The organism is Pseudomonas sp. DCB_AW (assembly GCF_026240895.1).
Classification (GTDB): Bacteria; Pseudomonadota; Gammaproteobacteria; order Pseudomonadales; family Pseudomonadaceae; genus Aquipseudomonas; species Aquipseudomonas kermanshahensis.
This window is the reverse complement of sequence record NZ_JAPFCE010000027.1, coordinates 36167-51140: the sequence shown is the minus strand read 5'-3', so window position 1 is coordinate 51140 and position 14974 is coordinate 36167. Positions and strand designations below refer to the sequence as shown.

Annotated in this window: 17 protein-coding genes and 1 tRNA gene; 13 read left to right on the top strand and 5 right to left on the bottom strand. The window is 60.8% G+C overall.

Annotated elements, in window-relative coordinates:
• Positions 1-4: 4 nt before the first annotated feature.
• The 4 genes from OO306_RS16195 to phnE are packed head-to-tail and all read left to right on the top strand — an operon-like array spanning position 5 to position 3256.
• Entirely contained in the window at positions 5-859 is an 855-nt protein-coding gene (locus OO306_RS16195; protein WP_265969322.1) for a putative selenate ABC transporter substrate-binding protein, read from the top strand.
• Positions 856-1671 carry a phosphonate ABC transporter ATP-binding protein gene (locus OO306_RS16190; protein WP_238210479.1) on the top strand — a complete coding sequence of 272 codons (816 nt, stop codon included), beginning with the start codon at positions 856-858 and terminating at the stop codon, positions 1669-1671. The genes OO306_RS16195 and OO306_RS16190 overlap by 4 nt, the downstream gene beginning before the upstream one ends.
• Positions 1665-2492 (top strand): ABC transporter permease, encoded by an 828-nt coding sequence (locus OO306_RS16185; RefSeq protein ID WP_265969321.1) that lies wholly within the window; start codon positions 1665-1667, stop codon positions 2490-2492. The genes OO306_RS16190 and OO306_RS16185 overlap by 7 nt, the downstream gene beginning before the upstream one ends.
• Positions 2489-3256 carry a phosphonate ABC transporter, permease protein PhnE gene (gene phnE, locus OO306_RS16180; RefSeq protein ID WP_099428362.1) on the top strand — a complete coding sequence of 256 codons (768 nt, stop codon included), beginning with the start codon at positions 2489-2491 and terminating at the stop codon, positions 3254-3256. Before OO306_RS16185 ends, phnE begins: the two co-directional genes overlap by 4 nt.
• Before the next feature lie 28 nt (positions 3257-3284).
• Here phnE and OO306_RS16175 read toward each other — a convergent pair whose 3' ends face one another.
• On the bottom strand, positions 3285-4175 hold the full coding sequence (locus tag OO306_RS16175; protein WP_027595523.1) for a bestrophin family protein: 891 nt from the start codon (positions 4173-4175) through the stop codon (positions 3285-3287).
• A gap of 177 nt (positions 4176-4352) precedes the next feature.
• On the opposite strand from OO306_RS16175, the gene OO306_RS16170 reads away from it, so the two are divergent.
• Together OO306_RS16170 and OO306_RS16165 are read left to right on the top strand one after the other, a co-directional pair.
• Positions 4353-4577, top strand: coding sequence for a type II toxin-antitoxin system RelE/ParE family toxin (locus OO306_RS16170; protein ID WP_323055831.1), 225 nt, complete (start codon positions 4353-4355; stop codon positions 4575-4577).
• The gene (locus tag OO306_RS16165; protein ID WP_027595525.1) at positions 4574-4870 is read left to right on the top strand and encodes an addiction module antidote protein; all 297 of its coding nucleotides are present in this window, start codon (positions 4574-4576) and stop codon (positions 4868-4870) included. Before OO306_RS16170 ends, OO306_RS16165 begins: the two co-directional genes overlap by 4 nt.
• A gap of 10 nt (positions 4871-4880) precedes the next feature.
• Here OO306_RS16165 and OO306_RS16160 read toward each other — a convergent pair whose 3' ends face one another.
• Together OO306_RS16160 and OO306_RS16155 are read right to left on the bottom strand one after the other, a co-directional pair.
• The gene (locus OO306_RS16160) at positions 4881-5360 is read right to left on the bottom strand and encodes a GNAT family N-acetyltransferase (RefSeq protein ID WP_238210474.1); all 480 of its coding nucleotides are present in this window, start codon (positions 5358-5360) and stop codon (positions 4881-4883) included.
• 93 nt (positions 5361-5453) lie between these two features.
• The gene (locus tag OO306_RS16155) at positions 5454-6101 is read right to left on the bottom strand and encodes a trypsin-like peptidase domain-containing protein (RefSeq protein WP_265969330.1); all 648 of its coding nucleotides are present in this window, start codon (positions 6099-6101) and stop codon (positions 5454-5456) included.
• A 334-nt stretch (positions 6102-6435) separates the two neighbouring features.
• On the opposite strand from OO306_RS16155, the gene OO306_RS16150 reads away from it, so the two are divergent.
• Positions 6436-7767: a Fic family protein gene (locus OO306_RS16150; RefSeq protein WP_265969320.1), complete on the top strand. Its 1332-nt coding sequence runs from the start codon at positions 6436-6438 to the stop codon at positions 7765-7767.
• A 142-nt stretch (positions 7768-7909) separates the two neighbouring features.
• Here OO306_RS16150 and OO306_RS16145 read toward each other — a convergent pair whose 3' ends face one another.
• A complete protein-coding gene (locus OO306_RS16145) occupies positions 7910-8128 on the bottom strand; it encodes a hypothetical protein (protein WP_085272636.1) in 219 nt (72 codons plus the stop codon).
• A gap of 554 nt (positions 8129-8682) precedes the next feature.
• Positions 8683-8767, bottom strand: a tRNA-Leu gene (locus OO306_RS16140).
• A gap of 106 nt (positions 8768-8873) precedes the next feature.
• On the opposite strand from OO306_RS16140, the gene queA reads away from it, so the two are divergent.
• From queA to OO306_RS16110, 6 genes are all read left to right on the top strand, one after another.
• The gene (queA, locus tag OO306_RS16135) at positions 8874-9923 is read left to right on the top strand and encodes a tRNA preQ1(34) S-adenosylmethionine ribosyltransferase-isomerase QueA (RefSeq protein WP_085272637.1); all 1050 of its coding nucleotides are present in this window, start codon (positions 8874-8876) and stop codon (positions 9921-9923) included.
• A 14-nt stretch (positions 9924-9937) separates the two neighbouring features.
• Positions 9938-11053, top strand: coding sequence for a tRNA guanosine(34) transglycosylase Tgt (tgt, locus tag OO306_RS16130; RefSeq protein WP_077068621.1), 1116 nt, complete (start codon positions 9938-9940; stop codon positions 11051-11053).
• Between the two features lie 42 nt (positions 11054-11095).
• A complete protein-coding gene (gene yajC, locus OO306_RS16125) occupies positions 11096-11431 on the top strand; it encodes a preprotein translocase subunit YajC (RefSeq protein ID WP_027595530.1) in 336 nt (111 codons plus the stop codon).
• 64 nt (positions 11432-11495) lie between these two features.
• A complete protein-coding gene (gene secD / locus OO306_RS16120) occupies positions 11496-13358 on the top strand; it encodes a protein translocase subunit SecD (protein ID WP_027595531.1) in 1863 nt (620 codons plus the stop codon).
• 10 nt (positions 13359-13368) lie between these two features.
• Positions 13369-14277 (top strand): protein translocase subunit SecF, encoded by a 909-nt coding sequence (gene secF, locus OO306_RS16115; protein ID WP_027595532.1) that lies wholly within the window; start codon positions 13369-13371, stop codon positions 14275-14277.
• A gap of 119 nt (positions 14278-14396) precedes the next feature.
• Positions 14397-14945 (top strand): glycine zipper 2TM domain-containing protein, encoded by a 549-nt coding sequence (locus OO306_RS16110; RefSeq protein ID WP_027595533.1) that lies wholly within the window; start codon positions 14397-14399, stop codon positions 14943-14945.
• The last annotated feature ends 29 nt before the right edge of the window (positions 14946-14974 follow it).

Sequence of the window (14974 nt, the reverse complement as noted above, 5' to 3'; positions counted from 1 at the left end):
GCCCATGCTCAAACGCCCTCTGGCGCTCGCCGCCGGCCTCGTGCTGTCCTGCTGTGCCGTTGTCGCCCAAGCTGCTGAAACCCTTCGGGTCAGTGCCATCCCCGACGAAGCGCCCACGGAGCTGCAGCGTAAATTCAAGCCGTTGGGGGAGTACCTGGCCAAGCAGCTGGGCATGGAGGTGAAGTTCGTGCCGGTCGCCGACTACCCGGCGGTGGTCGAGTCGCTGGCCTCCGACCGCCTCGACCTGGCGTGGCTGGGGGGGTTCACCTTTGTTCAGGTGCACTTGAAAGACCCGAACGCCACGCCGCTGGTGCAGCGTGAGCAGGACGCGCAATTCACGTCCAAGTTCATCACCGCCAACCCCAATGTGAAGAGCCTGGCCGACCTCAAGGGCAAGTCGTTCGCCTTCGGCTCCATCTCGTCCACCTCGGGCAGCCTGATGCCGCGTTACTTCATGCTCAAAGAGAACAACATCAAGCCTGAGGACTACTTCAGCCGTGTGGCCTACTCCGGCGCCCACGACGCCACCGCAGCCTGGGTGCAGGCCGGCAAGGTCGATGGCGGGGTGCTCAATGCCAGCGTCTGGCAAAAGCTGGTGGACGCCGGCAAGGTCAATACCAGCAAGGTGAAGGTGTTCGCCACTACCCCGACTTACTACGACTACAACTGGACCGTGCGCGGCAACATGGCGCCGGCACTCAAGGCGAAGATCAAACAGGCGTTCCTCGACCTGGACCCGGCCAACCCCGAGCACAAGGCGATCCTCGACCTGCAGGCTGCCAGCCGCTTTATCGAGACCAAGCCTGAGAACTACCAGGGCACCGAACAAGCCGCGCGTGAGGCCGGCCTGCTCAAGTGACGTCCGCTCCGGTGGCAATTCATCTGCACGATGCCAGCCTGCAGCATGGCCAGGTCCGCGCGCTCGACGCGATAAACCTGCGCGTGGAGCAGGGCGAGCGGGTCGCGATCATCGGCCCCTCTGGCGCAGGCAAGTCCAGCCTGCTGCACCTGATGGCCACTGCTATCCAGCCCAGTGCCGGGCGCCTGGCGCTGTTCGGTGAACAGCCTTGGCAGTTGTCTGGCAGGGCGCGTCAGCGCTTGCGGGCACGGGTTGGCCTGGTGCATCAGGCACCGCCCTTGCCGCCGCGCCAGCGGGTTGTGACCGCAGTGCTGGCGGGGCGGTTGGGGCAGTGGGGTATCGTGCGTGGCTTGTTCAACCTGCTGTACCCGACCGATGTGCCAGGCGTGCGCCAGGCATTGGCCGAGCTGGGGCTAGCTGACAAACTGTTCGTCCAGTGCGGGCAACTGTCTGGCGGCCAACTGCAACGTGTGGGCATTGCACGGGTGCTGTATCAACGCCCGGACTTGCTGCTGACCGATGAGCCCGTTTCGGCGATGGACCCGGTGCTGGCCGACCACAGCCTGGCATTGCTCAACCGCCACGCCCAGGCCAACGGTGTAACGCTGGTGGCCAGCCTGCATGCGGTCGAGCTGGCGCTGGCGCACTTTCCACGGGTGATTGGCATTCGTGAAGGGCAGGTGGTGTTCGACAGCCCGGCCGAGGCGGTCAGCCCGCAAATGCTCGATGCACTCTATGCCAACGAACACTTGGCTTCGCCACCCTTGCAGGGCCCTGCAGCAGTGCTGACGGTACAGATCCCGCGATGCTGAAGGCCCATGCCCGCGACCCGGCTGCCCTGCCACGGTTGCTGCTGACCCTGCTTGCTGTGGCGGTTTTATGGCCGGGCCTGCAGTTGAGCGAGCTGAACCCTGGCGTGCTGTGGCAGGCCGATAACCGTCAGCAGATCGCCAGCTTCACCCAGGCATTCTGGCCGCCGGCGCACGATGCCGCCTTCTTGCAGTTGCTGTACGAGGCCACCTTGCAGACCCTCGCCGTGGCGACGGCCGGCATGACCCTGGCGCTGGTGCTGGCGGTACCTGCCAGCCTGCTGGCCAGCCGTGCCTTGTCGTTGCGCGCGGCCTCCCGTGGCGGGCGGGCTGGGTGGTGGTCGCGGGTGCTGCGGCTGCCGGTACGCGGGCTGCTGATCTTTCTGCGCAGCGTGCCAGAAATCGTCTGGGCCTTGCTGTTCGTGCGTGCCGTGGGGCTTGGGCCAACGGCGGGGGTGCTGGCCATCGCCATTACCTACAGCGGCATGCTTGGCAAGGTCTACGCCGAAATCTTCGAGTCGGTCGACCAACGCCCGGCCCATGCCCTATTGCAGGCCGGCAGTGGTCGGCTGATGGCCTTTTTCTACGGCATCCTGCCCAATGCGGTGTCGGAAGTGGTGTCGTACACGGTGTACCGCTGGGAATGCGCGGTGCGTGCCTCGGTGGTGATGGGGTTTGTTGGCGCTGGCGGGTTGGGGCAGCAGATCGATCTGTCTATGCGCATGTTTGCCGGCGCGGAGGTGGCAAGCATGCTGCTGACGTTTCTGTTGCTGGTATCGCTGGCTGACCTGCTCAGCCGCTTTCTGCGAGGAAGGCTGGCATGAACCGGGCGATCAATCTGCTGGTGCTCGGCGTGATCATCGCGGCGGTGGTGGCCTCGTTCGCCTACCTGGAGCTGGACCTGCACGCGCTGGTCGGTGATGGCGGGCTAGGGCAGATGGGCGAGTACGCGGGGCGCTTCCTGCACCCGGATGTGACCGTCGAGCATTTGCGCGCGGTCTGGCATGGCGCCTTGGAGACCTTGGCGATGTCGGGCCTGGGGACTTTGCTGGCGGTGGTGCTGGGGATGCTGCTGGCGTTGCCGGCGGCGGGCCGCTTCGGCTGGCCGCTACAGGCAGCGGCGCGTGTGCTGCTCAATGCCTTGCGGGCCATCCCGGAATTAGTCTGGGCGGCGCTTACCGTGCTGGCCGCAGGGCTTGGCCCGAATGCCGGGACCCTGGCCTTGGCGTTACACACCGCTGGCGTGCTCGGCCGCTTGTTTGCCGAGGCGCTGGAAAACGCCCCGGCAGAGCCTGCAGCAGCCATTCGCTTGCAGGGTGGCAGCCAGGTGGCGGCATTCTGCTTTGGTACCTTGCCTAACCTGTGGCCGCAGTTGCTGGCTTACAGCCTGTACCGCTGGGAGAACAACATCCGCATGGCCAGCGTGTTGGGGTTTGTTGGGGCAGGTGGGTTGGGGCAGATGCTCTACACCACCTTGAGCCTGTTCCAGGAGGCGCAAGCCAGCACGGTGATCATCGCCATGCTGGTGCTGGTGTTGCTGGTGGATGCCTTGAGCGATGTGCTGCGCCAGCGCTACGTGCGCGCCTGATCGGGCTGCAGGGCAGCCCGCGCAACTATCAGGTGGTCAGTTCGCCATGCTGCGCTTCCCGTTGCATCGACTCCAGGTTGCGCTCGATCGTCTCGCAGATGGTGTCCATCTGGATCTGGTGCTCGCTGAAGCGGAAGGGGCTTTGCAGGTCGGTGCCGATCCGCTCGATGGCCAGTAACATGAACCCCACCACCGTCGACGCCAGCGGTGTGAACCACTCCAGCGACTCGACCAGCCCCACCGGCACGATCAGGCAGAACAGCGTGATGAACAGCCGCGGAAAATACACATAAGGGTAGGGCAGCGGCGTATTGGCGATCCGCTCCATGCCGCCCTGGGCATTGGACAGGTCCACCAAGGTCGACTCCAGCCGCGCCAGGCGAATGCTGTCCAGGCGCCCGGCTTGGTATTCCCGCGCTAGCAGGGCTGCCGAGCCACTGAGGATGTCGTTGGCGAAGTTGTTCGAGCGGTTGCGCCGCTCGAACTCCGCCTGCGGGATGAACGCTATCAGTTCATCCGGGCAGCGGTCGCCCTTGAGGTGCGCAGCCAGGCAGTTCACATAGGCGATATGCCGGCGCAGCAAGGTGGCCTTGATCGGGTTCAGCCCGTCATCCGGGTCATCGATCAGCGTCAGCGTCTGCCGGGCAAAACTGCGCGAACTGTTGACCAGCGCACCCCACAACGTGCGCGCCTCCCACCAGCGGTTGTAGGCGCTGCTGTTGCGAAAGCTCACCAGCACCACCAGCGCCGAACCCAGCAAGGTCAAAGGAATCAACGGCAGGGTGAACTTGCTGTTGAAGAACAGCATGAAATCGATGGTGACCAGCACATCCCAGATCAGCAGCCAAAACAGCGACCAGCCGATGTAACCGATGGTCTTCACCACCAAGCGGTACTTGCGGGCGATGATCTCTTTCACACGGGGTACCTCGAAACGCGGGGGATGCAGGATCGGACGTCGAGGGATGGGTATGGTTCGGCAGCTGATGTTGCAAGACATTTTTTTGGACGTGTTTGAAAGAAAAAACTGACTGAGGTATCAGACGCTCCTGAATTCTCTTCGCAAAGGTGAAACGGCAAAGTAGACGGCTTCCATATCTCGCATGAATGTATCCAAAAGGATACAGAAAGTGGAAACCTTGGCGACTACAAAAGCGTTGGGGGCGGTGTAAGTGAGCTTCGCATCGACGTTTCTGCAGGTTATCGAGTCTATTTCACGCGTAAGGGAGCCAAAGTGATTTTTCTGCTGGTGGGCGGAGACAAATCTTCCCAGACCGCCGATATCCTCAAAGCGAGAAAGCTGGTGGAGGAGATGAAATGAGCGAAAAATTGATCCCTTTTGATATCGCCGACTTGCTTGACAGTGATGCAGCAATCAGCGAATACCTCAGCCAGGTGCTATCCGATGGCGATACAGATGAGATTATCCGGGCCATCGGTCATATCGCTCGGGCACGAGGAATGACACAAATCGCTGCACAGAGTGGGTTAGGTCGAGAAAGTCTCTATAAAGCACTTAGCCCAGGCGCTAAGCCCCGCTTTGATACAGTGCTTAAAGTCATACGTGCCCTAGGCGTGGAGCTTTTTGTTCAGCCCCATACGTCGTCGCATTAGATTTCGCAGGCTAGGCCAGTACCTGCCTCATCTGCACCAACGCCACTCGCTTCCCATCCGGCGCCTGGCGTTCTTCGATGCCGAACGGCACAAAACCGAGCTGTGGATAAAGCAGCAACCCCGCCGTGTTGTGATTGAAGCACGACACCCAAATCTCTCGCGCCGCAAACTGTTCGCGGGCCAGCTCGATCATGGCGGTTACCAGGTAGCTCGCCACCCCATGGCCGCGGGCAGCTGGCGCCACCACCACGTTGCCCAGGGCGCACACGCCGCCGTGCTCGGCTTTGTAGAAGTTGGCAAAGCCCAGCACCATGCCACCGCCTTCCACCACCGTAGAGCCGTTGCGCTGGGCGATGGCGTCGGTCAATTGCGCGGGTGTTAGGGGGTAGGTGGCTTTGGGGAACATGTAGAACAGTTCGTCCGGGCCCTGGGGGAAGCAGCAGATGGCGGGGATGTCGCTGGGTTGAACAGGGCGGTGGCTGAGGTGCATGGCAGGTCCTTTTGCAGTGCGTTGGCTGGCCGTTTGCGGCCAAGCCCCGCTCACAGGCTAGCACTGCCTCAGTGGGAGATCACCGCCGACTGCTCACGGCTTGGCCGCCACCGCCACAATCCCCTTGATCGCCGCAGGCGCATGAGGCTTGGCCTTGCGTGCCAGCAAGTACTGGAAGCGCCGCCATTCCTTGTCGATCTCGCTGTACGACATGAACACGCTGACACGCTCTTTATCAGCGAGGTCCGGGCGAGTGCGCGCATCGATCTCGTTCTTGGGGATGAACGCAATATTGATACCCACCACCTGGCCATCATCGGCGAACACTGGGCCGCCAGACATGCCCTTGACCATCGGGCCGTCGTGCAGCGAGTAGAAGACACTGCCCGGCGTACCTTCAAGGCGCACCAGCGACTGCAACGCATGGCCCTTGCCCTGTACAGGAATCATCAGGCTGTTGAAGCCGACCGCCGTCACCGACTCACCCGGTACGTATTGCCGCCAATGCGGCACCTCGCTGGCCTTGTGCTTGAAGAACACCACATCGCCGAGGCCCTCATGGACCACGTTACGCAGGAAGGGGGTGTGTTTGGCGGTCACTGCGTAGTCTTCGTTCCACTGGATGGCGCTGGCCATCAGCAACAGCGGCAGCGGCGCACCTGAGGTGACCACGAAAGCCTGGCTGTAGACGGGATCGGAGACGTAGGACGTTGGCACTCCATTGCACCCACTCAGCAGCATCATTGCTGCCAGACAGGGCACGGTTGTTTTCATGTGTCACACAGTCGTGGAGAAATGGGGGCGCAAATATGGCTAAGAGCCATCATGCTGGCAATACTTTGTGCATATATCCGACGAGTGACATCTTAAGTAGGGGGGGATGGTAATGGCCAATAGATTCCCGGCATGGCTGCAGGGCTGACAGTCAGGCGTGCGGCGTCAATTTGGTGGGTGGGTTGGAGGCCGTGGTTTTGGTGCTTTTTTCAGTTGAGGTGAGCTGCGATGAGCTCAATTGAGCTGTATTTGAGCTGCATTGAGCTATATTGAGCTCTATTGAGCTGTATTCGGAGTTCCCATGACTTTGCCAAACAAAATTCTGAGTGCGCTGGAAGGCGAGCAAGCCCTGAGTTCCCGTGAGATTGCCGAGCATCTGGGGCTCAGTTGGTCAACCGTCAAACGCCATCTTGATGTATTGATGGAGGCGGGGAAGATTCAGCGAGAGAGAGAAGGGCGTACCGCCCGCTATCGGCTCGTACGCGCATCTGTGACCCGTCTCCAAAGCATTCCCGCACAAGTTATCGCTTCAGATCTGCCGTGGTCTTCCGAAAGTATTAACCTACGCAAATCCTTGCTGCTTCCACTGGCTATGGGTGACGTCGTCACGTATCAGCGAGATTTGGTCGATAGCTATCAGCCTAATCAAACCACGTGGCTATCTCCTGATCTAGCGGAAACTCTGGAGGTTGAAGGCAGAATGAAGGGGCAGCAGCCTGCCGGCACCTATGCCCGGAAAGTGCTGGAGCCCCTGCTGATCGATCTCTCCTGGTCTTCATCGCGTCTTGAAGGCAACCGCTACTCGCTGCTCGACACTGAGCGGTTGTTCAAAAGCGGTATAACCGATGGCGATCTGGATGCGGTGATGCTGCTCAATCATAAGGCAGCCATCGAGTTCATGATCGATGCGGTACCGGAGTATGGCCTCAACTCAGCGGTGATTCGCAACTTGCATGCCTTACTGATGCAGGATCTGCTAGCAGATAGCACTGCGTTGGGCAGTATTCGCCAGACCGTGGTGAACATCAGCGGCACCACCTATTTCCCCACCCAGGTTCCCACGTTGCTGGAGGAGATGTTCGAGCAGATTCTCGACAAGGCCAGGCAAATCAAGAGCCCTATTGAGGCGACGTTTTTCTTGTGGGTGAACCTGGCTTATCTGCAACCGTTCGAGGATGGCAACAAACGCACCAGTCGACTGGCGGCGAATATCCCGTTGATGCTCTACAACTGCTCGCCATTATCGTTCCTGGATGTGACACCCCACGACTATGCACTCGCCATGATGGGGGTTTATGAACAGCGCGACATGGCTATGGCGGTTGATCTGTTCGTCTGGGTTTATCGTAGGTCCATCAAAAAGTATGGCGTCATGCTTGAAGCCATGGGTGTACCCGACCCCGTGCGTCTGCACTTTCGAGAGGTGCTGAACGAGGCAATCAATGCGGTGGTGCGCGACAGGCAGGCAGTAGGCGCAGTGGTCGCCGGGCTGTTGTTGTCGGAACACGAGAAGTTGCAGTTCGAACCGCTGTTGCAGGCAGAGCTGGATAGTCTGGCGTTGCATAACTGCGCCCGGTACCGGCTGGGCATGAGGCAGGTGCAAGCTTGGATCGAGGCGGGGCGGCCACGTTGAGTGGGTACTCCCCCAAAAACCTTGTCTTTTTTGTCCTTCGGCCGCAGTTAGCTGACTCCACAGAAAATTACACAAACAGTAACTTTCTGTGGAGTGTGTTTCCTCTGACTTCAAGTCCGAGGCATAGCGCCATCCGCGGCAATCAATCCTTGCTGGCGTTGAGCTTGCGCAGTTCTTCATAGGTAGCCGACTGCACGAACCAGAAGCCGGATACGATGCACCAGCTCAGGCTGCCAACGACGAAAATGCCCAGGCCAGCGAGGAAGCCGCTGGTGAACATGGCGACCAGCGCAAAAAGCCAGATCACGGCGAGGGAGATGTAGAGGACCAGGTTGTTGACGCTGATGACGAAATCTTTCACTTGCAAATTCCTTGTTGAAATCTGGAGAACGGCGCCCATCCAAGGGCTAGCGAATGATATCACAATGCCTTCATTGGACTGCCCGCGGAGGCCGTTCCGGGTGCTGTGGTGTTATGGGGGGGAACTGGGCGGGGGGCTAAGATGTGTTTGCCGCGGCTTTAGTCGTGGATTTGAGATCGCGCGCCACCCGCGCGGCGCTTCGCAGCACAAGGCTGCTCCTACATTTGTTTCGGGCCAGTCAAGTCTGTGCGGCCGGCGCGCGATTGCCTTGTTCGTGCAACTCGATATTGAGGGGGTCGCCAAGAGGGTCGCGCGACCATGCCCCAGGAATAATTGGCCCGAAACAGATGTAGGAGCAGCCTTGTGCTGCGAAGCGCCGCGCGGGCGGCGCTCGATCTTGAGAGCGCTGCAGATCGGAAGGCATGCGCCCGCTAGCCATAATTCAATGCCATGGCTCGAACCTGACGACGACCCCAAACAAAATCAAATACCGCGCTGCCAGCCAAAATCCAGGCGAAAAAAAACCGACCATAAGGTCGGTTTTTTCCGGATTTTGGTGCCCCGAGGGAGACTCGAACTCCCACTCCTTTCGAAAACGGATTTTGAATCCGCCGCGTCTACCAATTCCGCCATCAGGGCAGTGGCGCGCAGTATAGAGAGGTGCTTCTGGTCGGTCAATCGGGTTTCATGGTCAATTTTCACACATTGGGCTAAACTTCCCGGCCCTGCCGAACCGAACATCATCATGCGCGTCGCCGATTTTTCCTTCGAACTCCCCGATTCCCTGATCGCCCGCCACCCTTTGGCCGAGCGCCATGGCAGCCGTCTGCTGGTCCTCGATGGGCCGAGCGGCGCCTTGGTACATCAGCAATTCACCGACCTGCTCGACTATCTGCGCCCCGGCGACCTGATGGTGTTCAACAACACCCGGGTGATCCCGGCGCGGTTGTTCGGGCAGAAAGCCTCCGGCGGCAAGCTGGAAGTGCTGGTCGAGCGTGTGCTCGACAGCCATCGGGTGCTGGCGCACGTACGCTCCAGCAAGGCACCCAAGGTCGGTGCGCAGATTCTCATCGATGGCGGTGGCGAGGCCGAAATGGCCGCGCGCCACGACACGCTATTCGAGCTGCGCTTCACCGAAGAGGTGCTGCCACTGCTTGAACGCGTCGGGCACATGCCGCTGCCACCCTACATCGACCGCCCCGACGAAGGCGCCGACCGTGAGCGTTACCAGACCGTCTACGCCGAGCGTGCCGGTGCTGTAGCCGCACCCACGGCCGGCCTGCACTTCGACGAAGCGCTGCTGGAAAAGATCGCTGCCAAGGGCGTGGAGCGGGCCTTCGTGACCCTGCACGTCGGTGCGGGCACTTTCCAGCCGGTGCGGGTCGACAAGATCGAAGACCACCACATGCATAAAGAGTGGCTCGAAGTGAGCCAGGATGTGGTGGATGCTGTGCAAGCCTGCCGTGCCCGTGGCGGGCGCGTGGTTGCCGTGGGCACCACCAGCGTGCGTTCGCTGGAAAGCGCTGCGCGCGATGGCGTGCTCAAGGCCTTCAGCGGCGATACCGATATTTTCATCTACCCAGGCCGCCCGTTCCATGTGGTCGACGCCTTGGTCACCAATTTCCACCTGCCGGAGTCCACGCTGCTGATGCTGGTCTCGGCCTTCGCCGGCTACCCCGAAACCATGGCCGCCTATGCGGCGGCGGTTCAAGAAGGGTACCGCTTCTTCAGTTACGGTGATGCCATGTTCATCACCCGCAATCCGGCGCCACGCGGGCCCGAGGATCAAGCATGAGTCGCACCTGTCGAATGTCCTTCGAACTGCTGGCCACCGACGGCAAGGCCCGTCGTGGTCGCATCACCTTCCCCCGTGGCACCGTGGAAACCCCGGCGTTCATGCCGGTCGGCACCTATGGCACGGTCAAAGGCATGCTGCCGCGCGACATCGAGGCCATCGGCGCCGAGATGATCCTTGGCAACACCTTCCACCTGTGGCTGCGCCCGGGTACCGAGGTGATCAAGAAGCACAACGGCCTGCACGACTTCATGCAATGGAAAGGCCCGATCCTCACTGACTCTGGTGGCTTCCAGGTATTCAGCCTGGGCGCGATGCGCAAGATCAAAGAGGAAGGCGTGACCTTCGCCTCGCCCGTCGACGGCTCCAAGGTGTTCATGGGCCCTGAAGAGTCCATGCAGGTTCAGCGTGACCTGGGCTCGGACGTGGTGATGATCTTCGACGAGTGCACGCCATACCCGGCCGAGCACGATGTGGCGCGCACCTCCATGGAGTTGTCGCTGCGTTGGGCCCAACGTTCGAAAAACGCCCACGCCGATAACACCGCGGCGCTGTTCGGCATCGTCCAGGGCGGCATGTACCAGGACCTGCGCATGCGCTCGTTGGAAGGCCTGGAAAACATCGGTTTCGACGGCCTGGCCATCGGCGGCCTGTCGGTGGGTGAGCCCAAGCACGAAATGATCAAGGTGCTGGATTACCTGCCAGATCAGATGCCCGCTGACAAACCTCGTTACCTTATGGGGGTAGGCAAACCGGAAGATCTCGTTGAGGGTGTGCGCCGCGGCGTCGACATGTTCGACTGCGTGATGCCGACGCGTAACGCGCGCAACGGCCATCTGTTCGTCGATACAGGGGTGATCAAGATCCGCAACGCGTTCCATCGCCACGATGAATCGCCGCTGGATCCGACCTGTGATTGCTACACCTGCACCAACTTCTCCCGCGCGTATCTCCACCACTTGGACAAATGCGGCGAAATGTTGAGCAGCATGCTGAATACCATCCACAACTTGCGCCATTACCAGCGCTTGATGGCCGGTTTACGCGAGGCTATTCAACAGGGTAAATTGGCCGCCTTTGTCGACGCCTTCTACGCCAAACGCGGGCTGCCTGTGCCGCCTTTGGGCTGACTGTCAGCACTAAAATATTAAAACTCAGTAATGGAGTGCCTCATGAGCTTTCTGATTCCCGCCGCTTACGCGGACGCAGCTGCACCAGCCGCCGGCCCAGCCGGTACCGGTTTTGAATGGATCTTCCTGGTCGGCTTCCTGGTCATCTTCTACCTGATGATCTGGCGTCCACAGGCCAAGCGCGCCAAAGAGCAGAAGAACCTGCTGGGCAACTTGCAGAAAGGTGACGAAGTTGTCACCAACGGCGGCATCGCCGGCAAAATCGTCAAAGTTACCGATGACTTCGTGGTGCTGGAAGTGTCCGACACCGTCGAGCTGAAGTTCCAGAAGGGCGCCATCGCCGCGACCCTGCCAAAAGGTACGCTCAAGGCTATCTGAGTTACCGGTTTTATTTTTCCAGTCGGGGCGCGCAACGCGCCCCGCGTCTTGAACGGGCGGCGTGATGCTGAACAAATACCCTCTGTGGAAATACGCACTGATCTTGCTGGTACTGGCGATCGGTTTTATTTATTCCGCTCCCAACCTCTACCCGGATGACCCGGCGGTGCAAGTCAGTGGTGCCAGTTCGGCGCTGCAGGTAAGCCAGGCCGACCTCGATCGCGTCACCAAGGCGCTGACCGATGCCGGTATTACCGTCAAGGGCGGCAGCCTGGGTGAGAAGGGCAGTGCGCTGATTCGCCTGACCAACCAGGAAGACCAGCTTCCAGCCAAGGATGTAGTGCGCAAGGCACTGGGCGATGATTACGTCGTGGCCCTGAACCTGGCACAGACCACTCCGCAATGGCTGCGCAACCTGGGTGCAAGCCCGATGAAACTGGGCCTGGACCTGTCCGGTGGTGTGCACTTCCTGTTGGAAGTGGACATGGACAAGGCCATGAGCGCCCGCATGAAGGTCTATGAAGGCGAGGTCAAAACCCTCCTGCGCAAAGAGCGCATCCGCTACCGCAGCCTGCCTCAGCAGGATGGCGGCATCATGCTGGGCTTCTCTGACGATGCAACCCGCGAGCAGGCACGTGCCCTGATCCGCAAGAATTTCAGTGATTTCGACCTGACCGCCACCGAGCGTAATGACCTCGCTGTGCTGCGTCTGGCGCTGACTCAGGCGAAAGTCGCCGAGATCCGCGAATACTCGATCAAGCAGAACCTGACCACCGTCCGCAACCGTGTCAACGAACTGGGCGTGGCCGAGCCGCTGGTTCAGCGCCAAGGCGCCAACCGTATCGTGGTCGAGCTGCCAGGCGTGCAGGACACTGCCGAAGCCAAGCGTATCCTCGGCAAGACGGCCAACCTGGAGTTCCGCTTCGGTGCCGAGCCGGGTGCGTCCAAGGCGACCACCGAGGTCTTCGAGTTCCGTGAGGGCGGCCGTTCCGCCCCGGTCGAGCGTGGCCTGATCATCACCGGTGACCAGGTCACCGACGCCCAGGCCAGCTTCGACGAGCATGGCCGCCCGCAAGTGAACATCCGCCTGGATGGCCACGGCGGCGAGCTGATGAGCCGCGCCACGCGCAGCAACGTCGGCCGCAGCATGGCGGTGATCTTCATCGAGCAGAAGCCCGTCACTCGCTACGTCAAGCAGACGGTCGACGGCGTCGAGAAGGAAGTGCCGGTACAGAGCTTCCAGGAAGAGAAAAAGATCATCAGCCTGGCGACCATCCAGTCGCCACTGGGCAGCCAGTTCCGTATCACCGGCCTGAACGGCCAGGGCGAATCGTCCGAGCTGGCGCTGCTGCTGCGTGCCGGTGGTCTGGCCGCGCCGATGTACTTCGCTGAAGAACGTACCATTGGCCCAAGCCTGGGTGCGGACAACATCACCAAGGGTATCGATGCGTCGTTGTGGGGCATGCTGTTCGTCTCGCTGTTCATCATCGCCATCTACCGCGGCTTCGGCGTGATCGCCACCGTCGCCCTGGCGGGCAACATGGTGCTGCTGCTGGCGCTGATGTCGCTGCTGGGTGCAACCCTGACCCTGCCGGGTATTGCCGGTATCGTGTTGACCATGGGTATGGCGGTAGACGCCAACGTGCTGATCTTCTCGCGTATCCGCGAGGAGCTCAAAGCTGGCATGTCGGTGCAGCGCGCCATTCACGAAGGTTTCAACCGCGCCTATACCGCGATCATCGACGCCAACCTGACCAGCCTGCTGGTCGGCGGCATCCTGTTCGCCATGGGTACCGGCCCGGTCAAGGGCTTTGCGGTCACCATGTCCCTCGGGATTTTCACCTCGATGTTCACCGCCGTCATGGTGACCCGCGCTATGGTCAACCTGACCTGTGGCGGGCGTGACATCAAGAAGCTGTGGGTTTGAGGGAGCTGCGATGAAAACCATCAACTTCATGGGCGTGCGCAATGTCGCGTTCGCCATCACTGTGCTCCTCACCGTCCTGGCGTTGTTCAGCTGGTGGCAGAAGGGCCTGAACTTCGGCTTGGACTTCACCGGCGGTACGCTGATCGAGCTGACCTACGAGCGCCCGGCCGACCTCAAGGCGGTACGTGCCGAGCTGGTCGAGTCCGGTTTCCACGAGGCTGTGGTGCAGAGCTTCGGCGCTACCACCGACCTGCTGGTGCGTATGCCGGGCGATGACCCGCAGCTGGGCAGCAAGGTTGCCGAGGCGCTGCAGAAGGCCGGCGGCGACAACCCGGCTACGCTCAAGCGCGTCGAGTTCGTTGGCCCGCAGGTGGGTGAAGAGCTGCGTGACCAGGGTGGCATGGGCATGCTCCTGGCCCTGGGCGGCATCCTTATCTACCTGGCCTTCCGCTTCCAGTGGAAGTTCGCCGTGGGCGCGATCATCTCGCTGATCCACGACGTGGTGGTGACGCTGGGTATTCTGTCGTTCTTCCAGATCACCTTCGACCTGACGGTATTGGCGGCGGTGCTGGCGATCATCGGTTACTCGCTCAACGACACCATCGTCGTATTCGACCGGGTGCGTGAGAACTTCCGCGTGATGCGCAAGGCGTCGCTGATCGAGAACATCAACGTCTCGACCACCCAGACCCTGCTGCGTACCATCGCCACCTCGGTGTCGACCTTGCTGGCCATCGCTGCGCTGCTGTTCTTCGGTGGTGACAACCTGTTCGGCTTCTCGCTGGCACTGTTCATCGGCGTCATGGCCGGTACCTACTCGTCGATCTACATCGCCAACGTGGTACTGATCTGGCTGAACCTGAACAGCGAAGACCTGATTCCGCCAGCCAAGGCTGAGGGTGTGGACGAGCGTCCGTAAGGGCTTTCCTACGCCGTTTGGCGAATCAAGAGGCGCGAGTATTGAACTCGCGCCTTTTTTTTTGCTCCAAGGCAGGGAGAAGGCGGGCCAAGTCCCGCGGGTATGATCAGGAGGTTCACGTGAATAAATCAATGCTGGTGGGTGCGGTGCTGGGTGCTGTCGGTGTAACTGCCGGAGGTGCTGTGGCGACCTACAGCTTGGTGAACAAAGGGCCTGAGTACGCCCAGGTCACCGACGTGCAGCCAATCAAGCAGCAAGTGAAGACGCCGCGTGAAGTCTGCAAGGACGTCACCGTGACGCGTCAGGCGCCGGTCAAGGACCAGCACCAGATCGCAGGTACGGTGGTGGGTGCGCTGGCCGGCGGCCTGCTGGGTAACCAGATCGGCGGCGGTACCGGCAAGAAGATCGCCACCGTGGCCGGTGCGGTCGGTGGTGGTTATGCCGGTAACAAGGTGCAGGAAGGCATGCAAGAGCGTGATACCTACACCACGACGCAAACCCGCTGCAACACAGTCCACGACATCAGCGACAAGGTCGTTGGGTATAACGTGAAGTACACCATTGGTGATCAGGTGGGGCAGGTGAAGATGGACCACGAGCCTGGCTCGACCATTCCCGTGGACAAGAATGGCAAGCTGATCCTCAGCGAGAATCAGGCCGGGCAGTGATCGCCATCTGCTGAAATCCGTTGTATCTG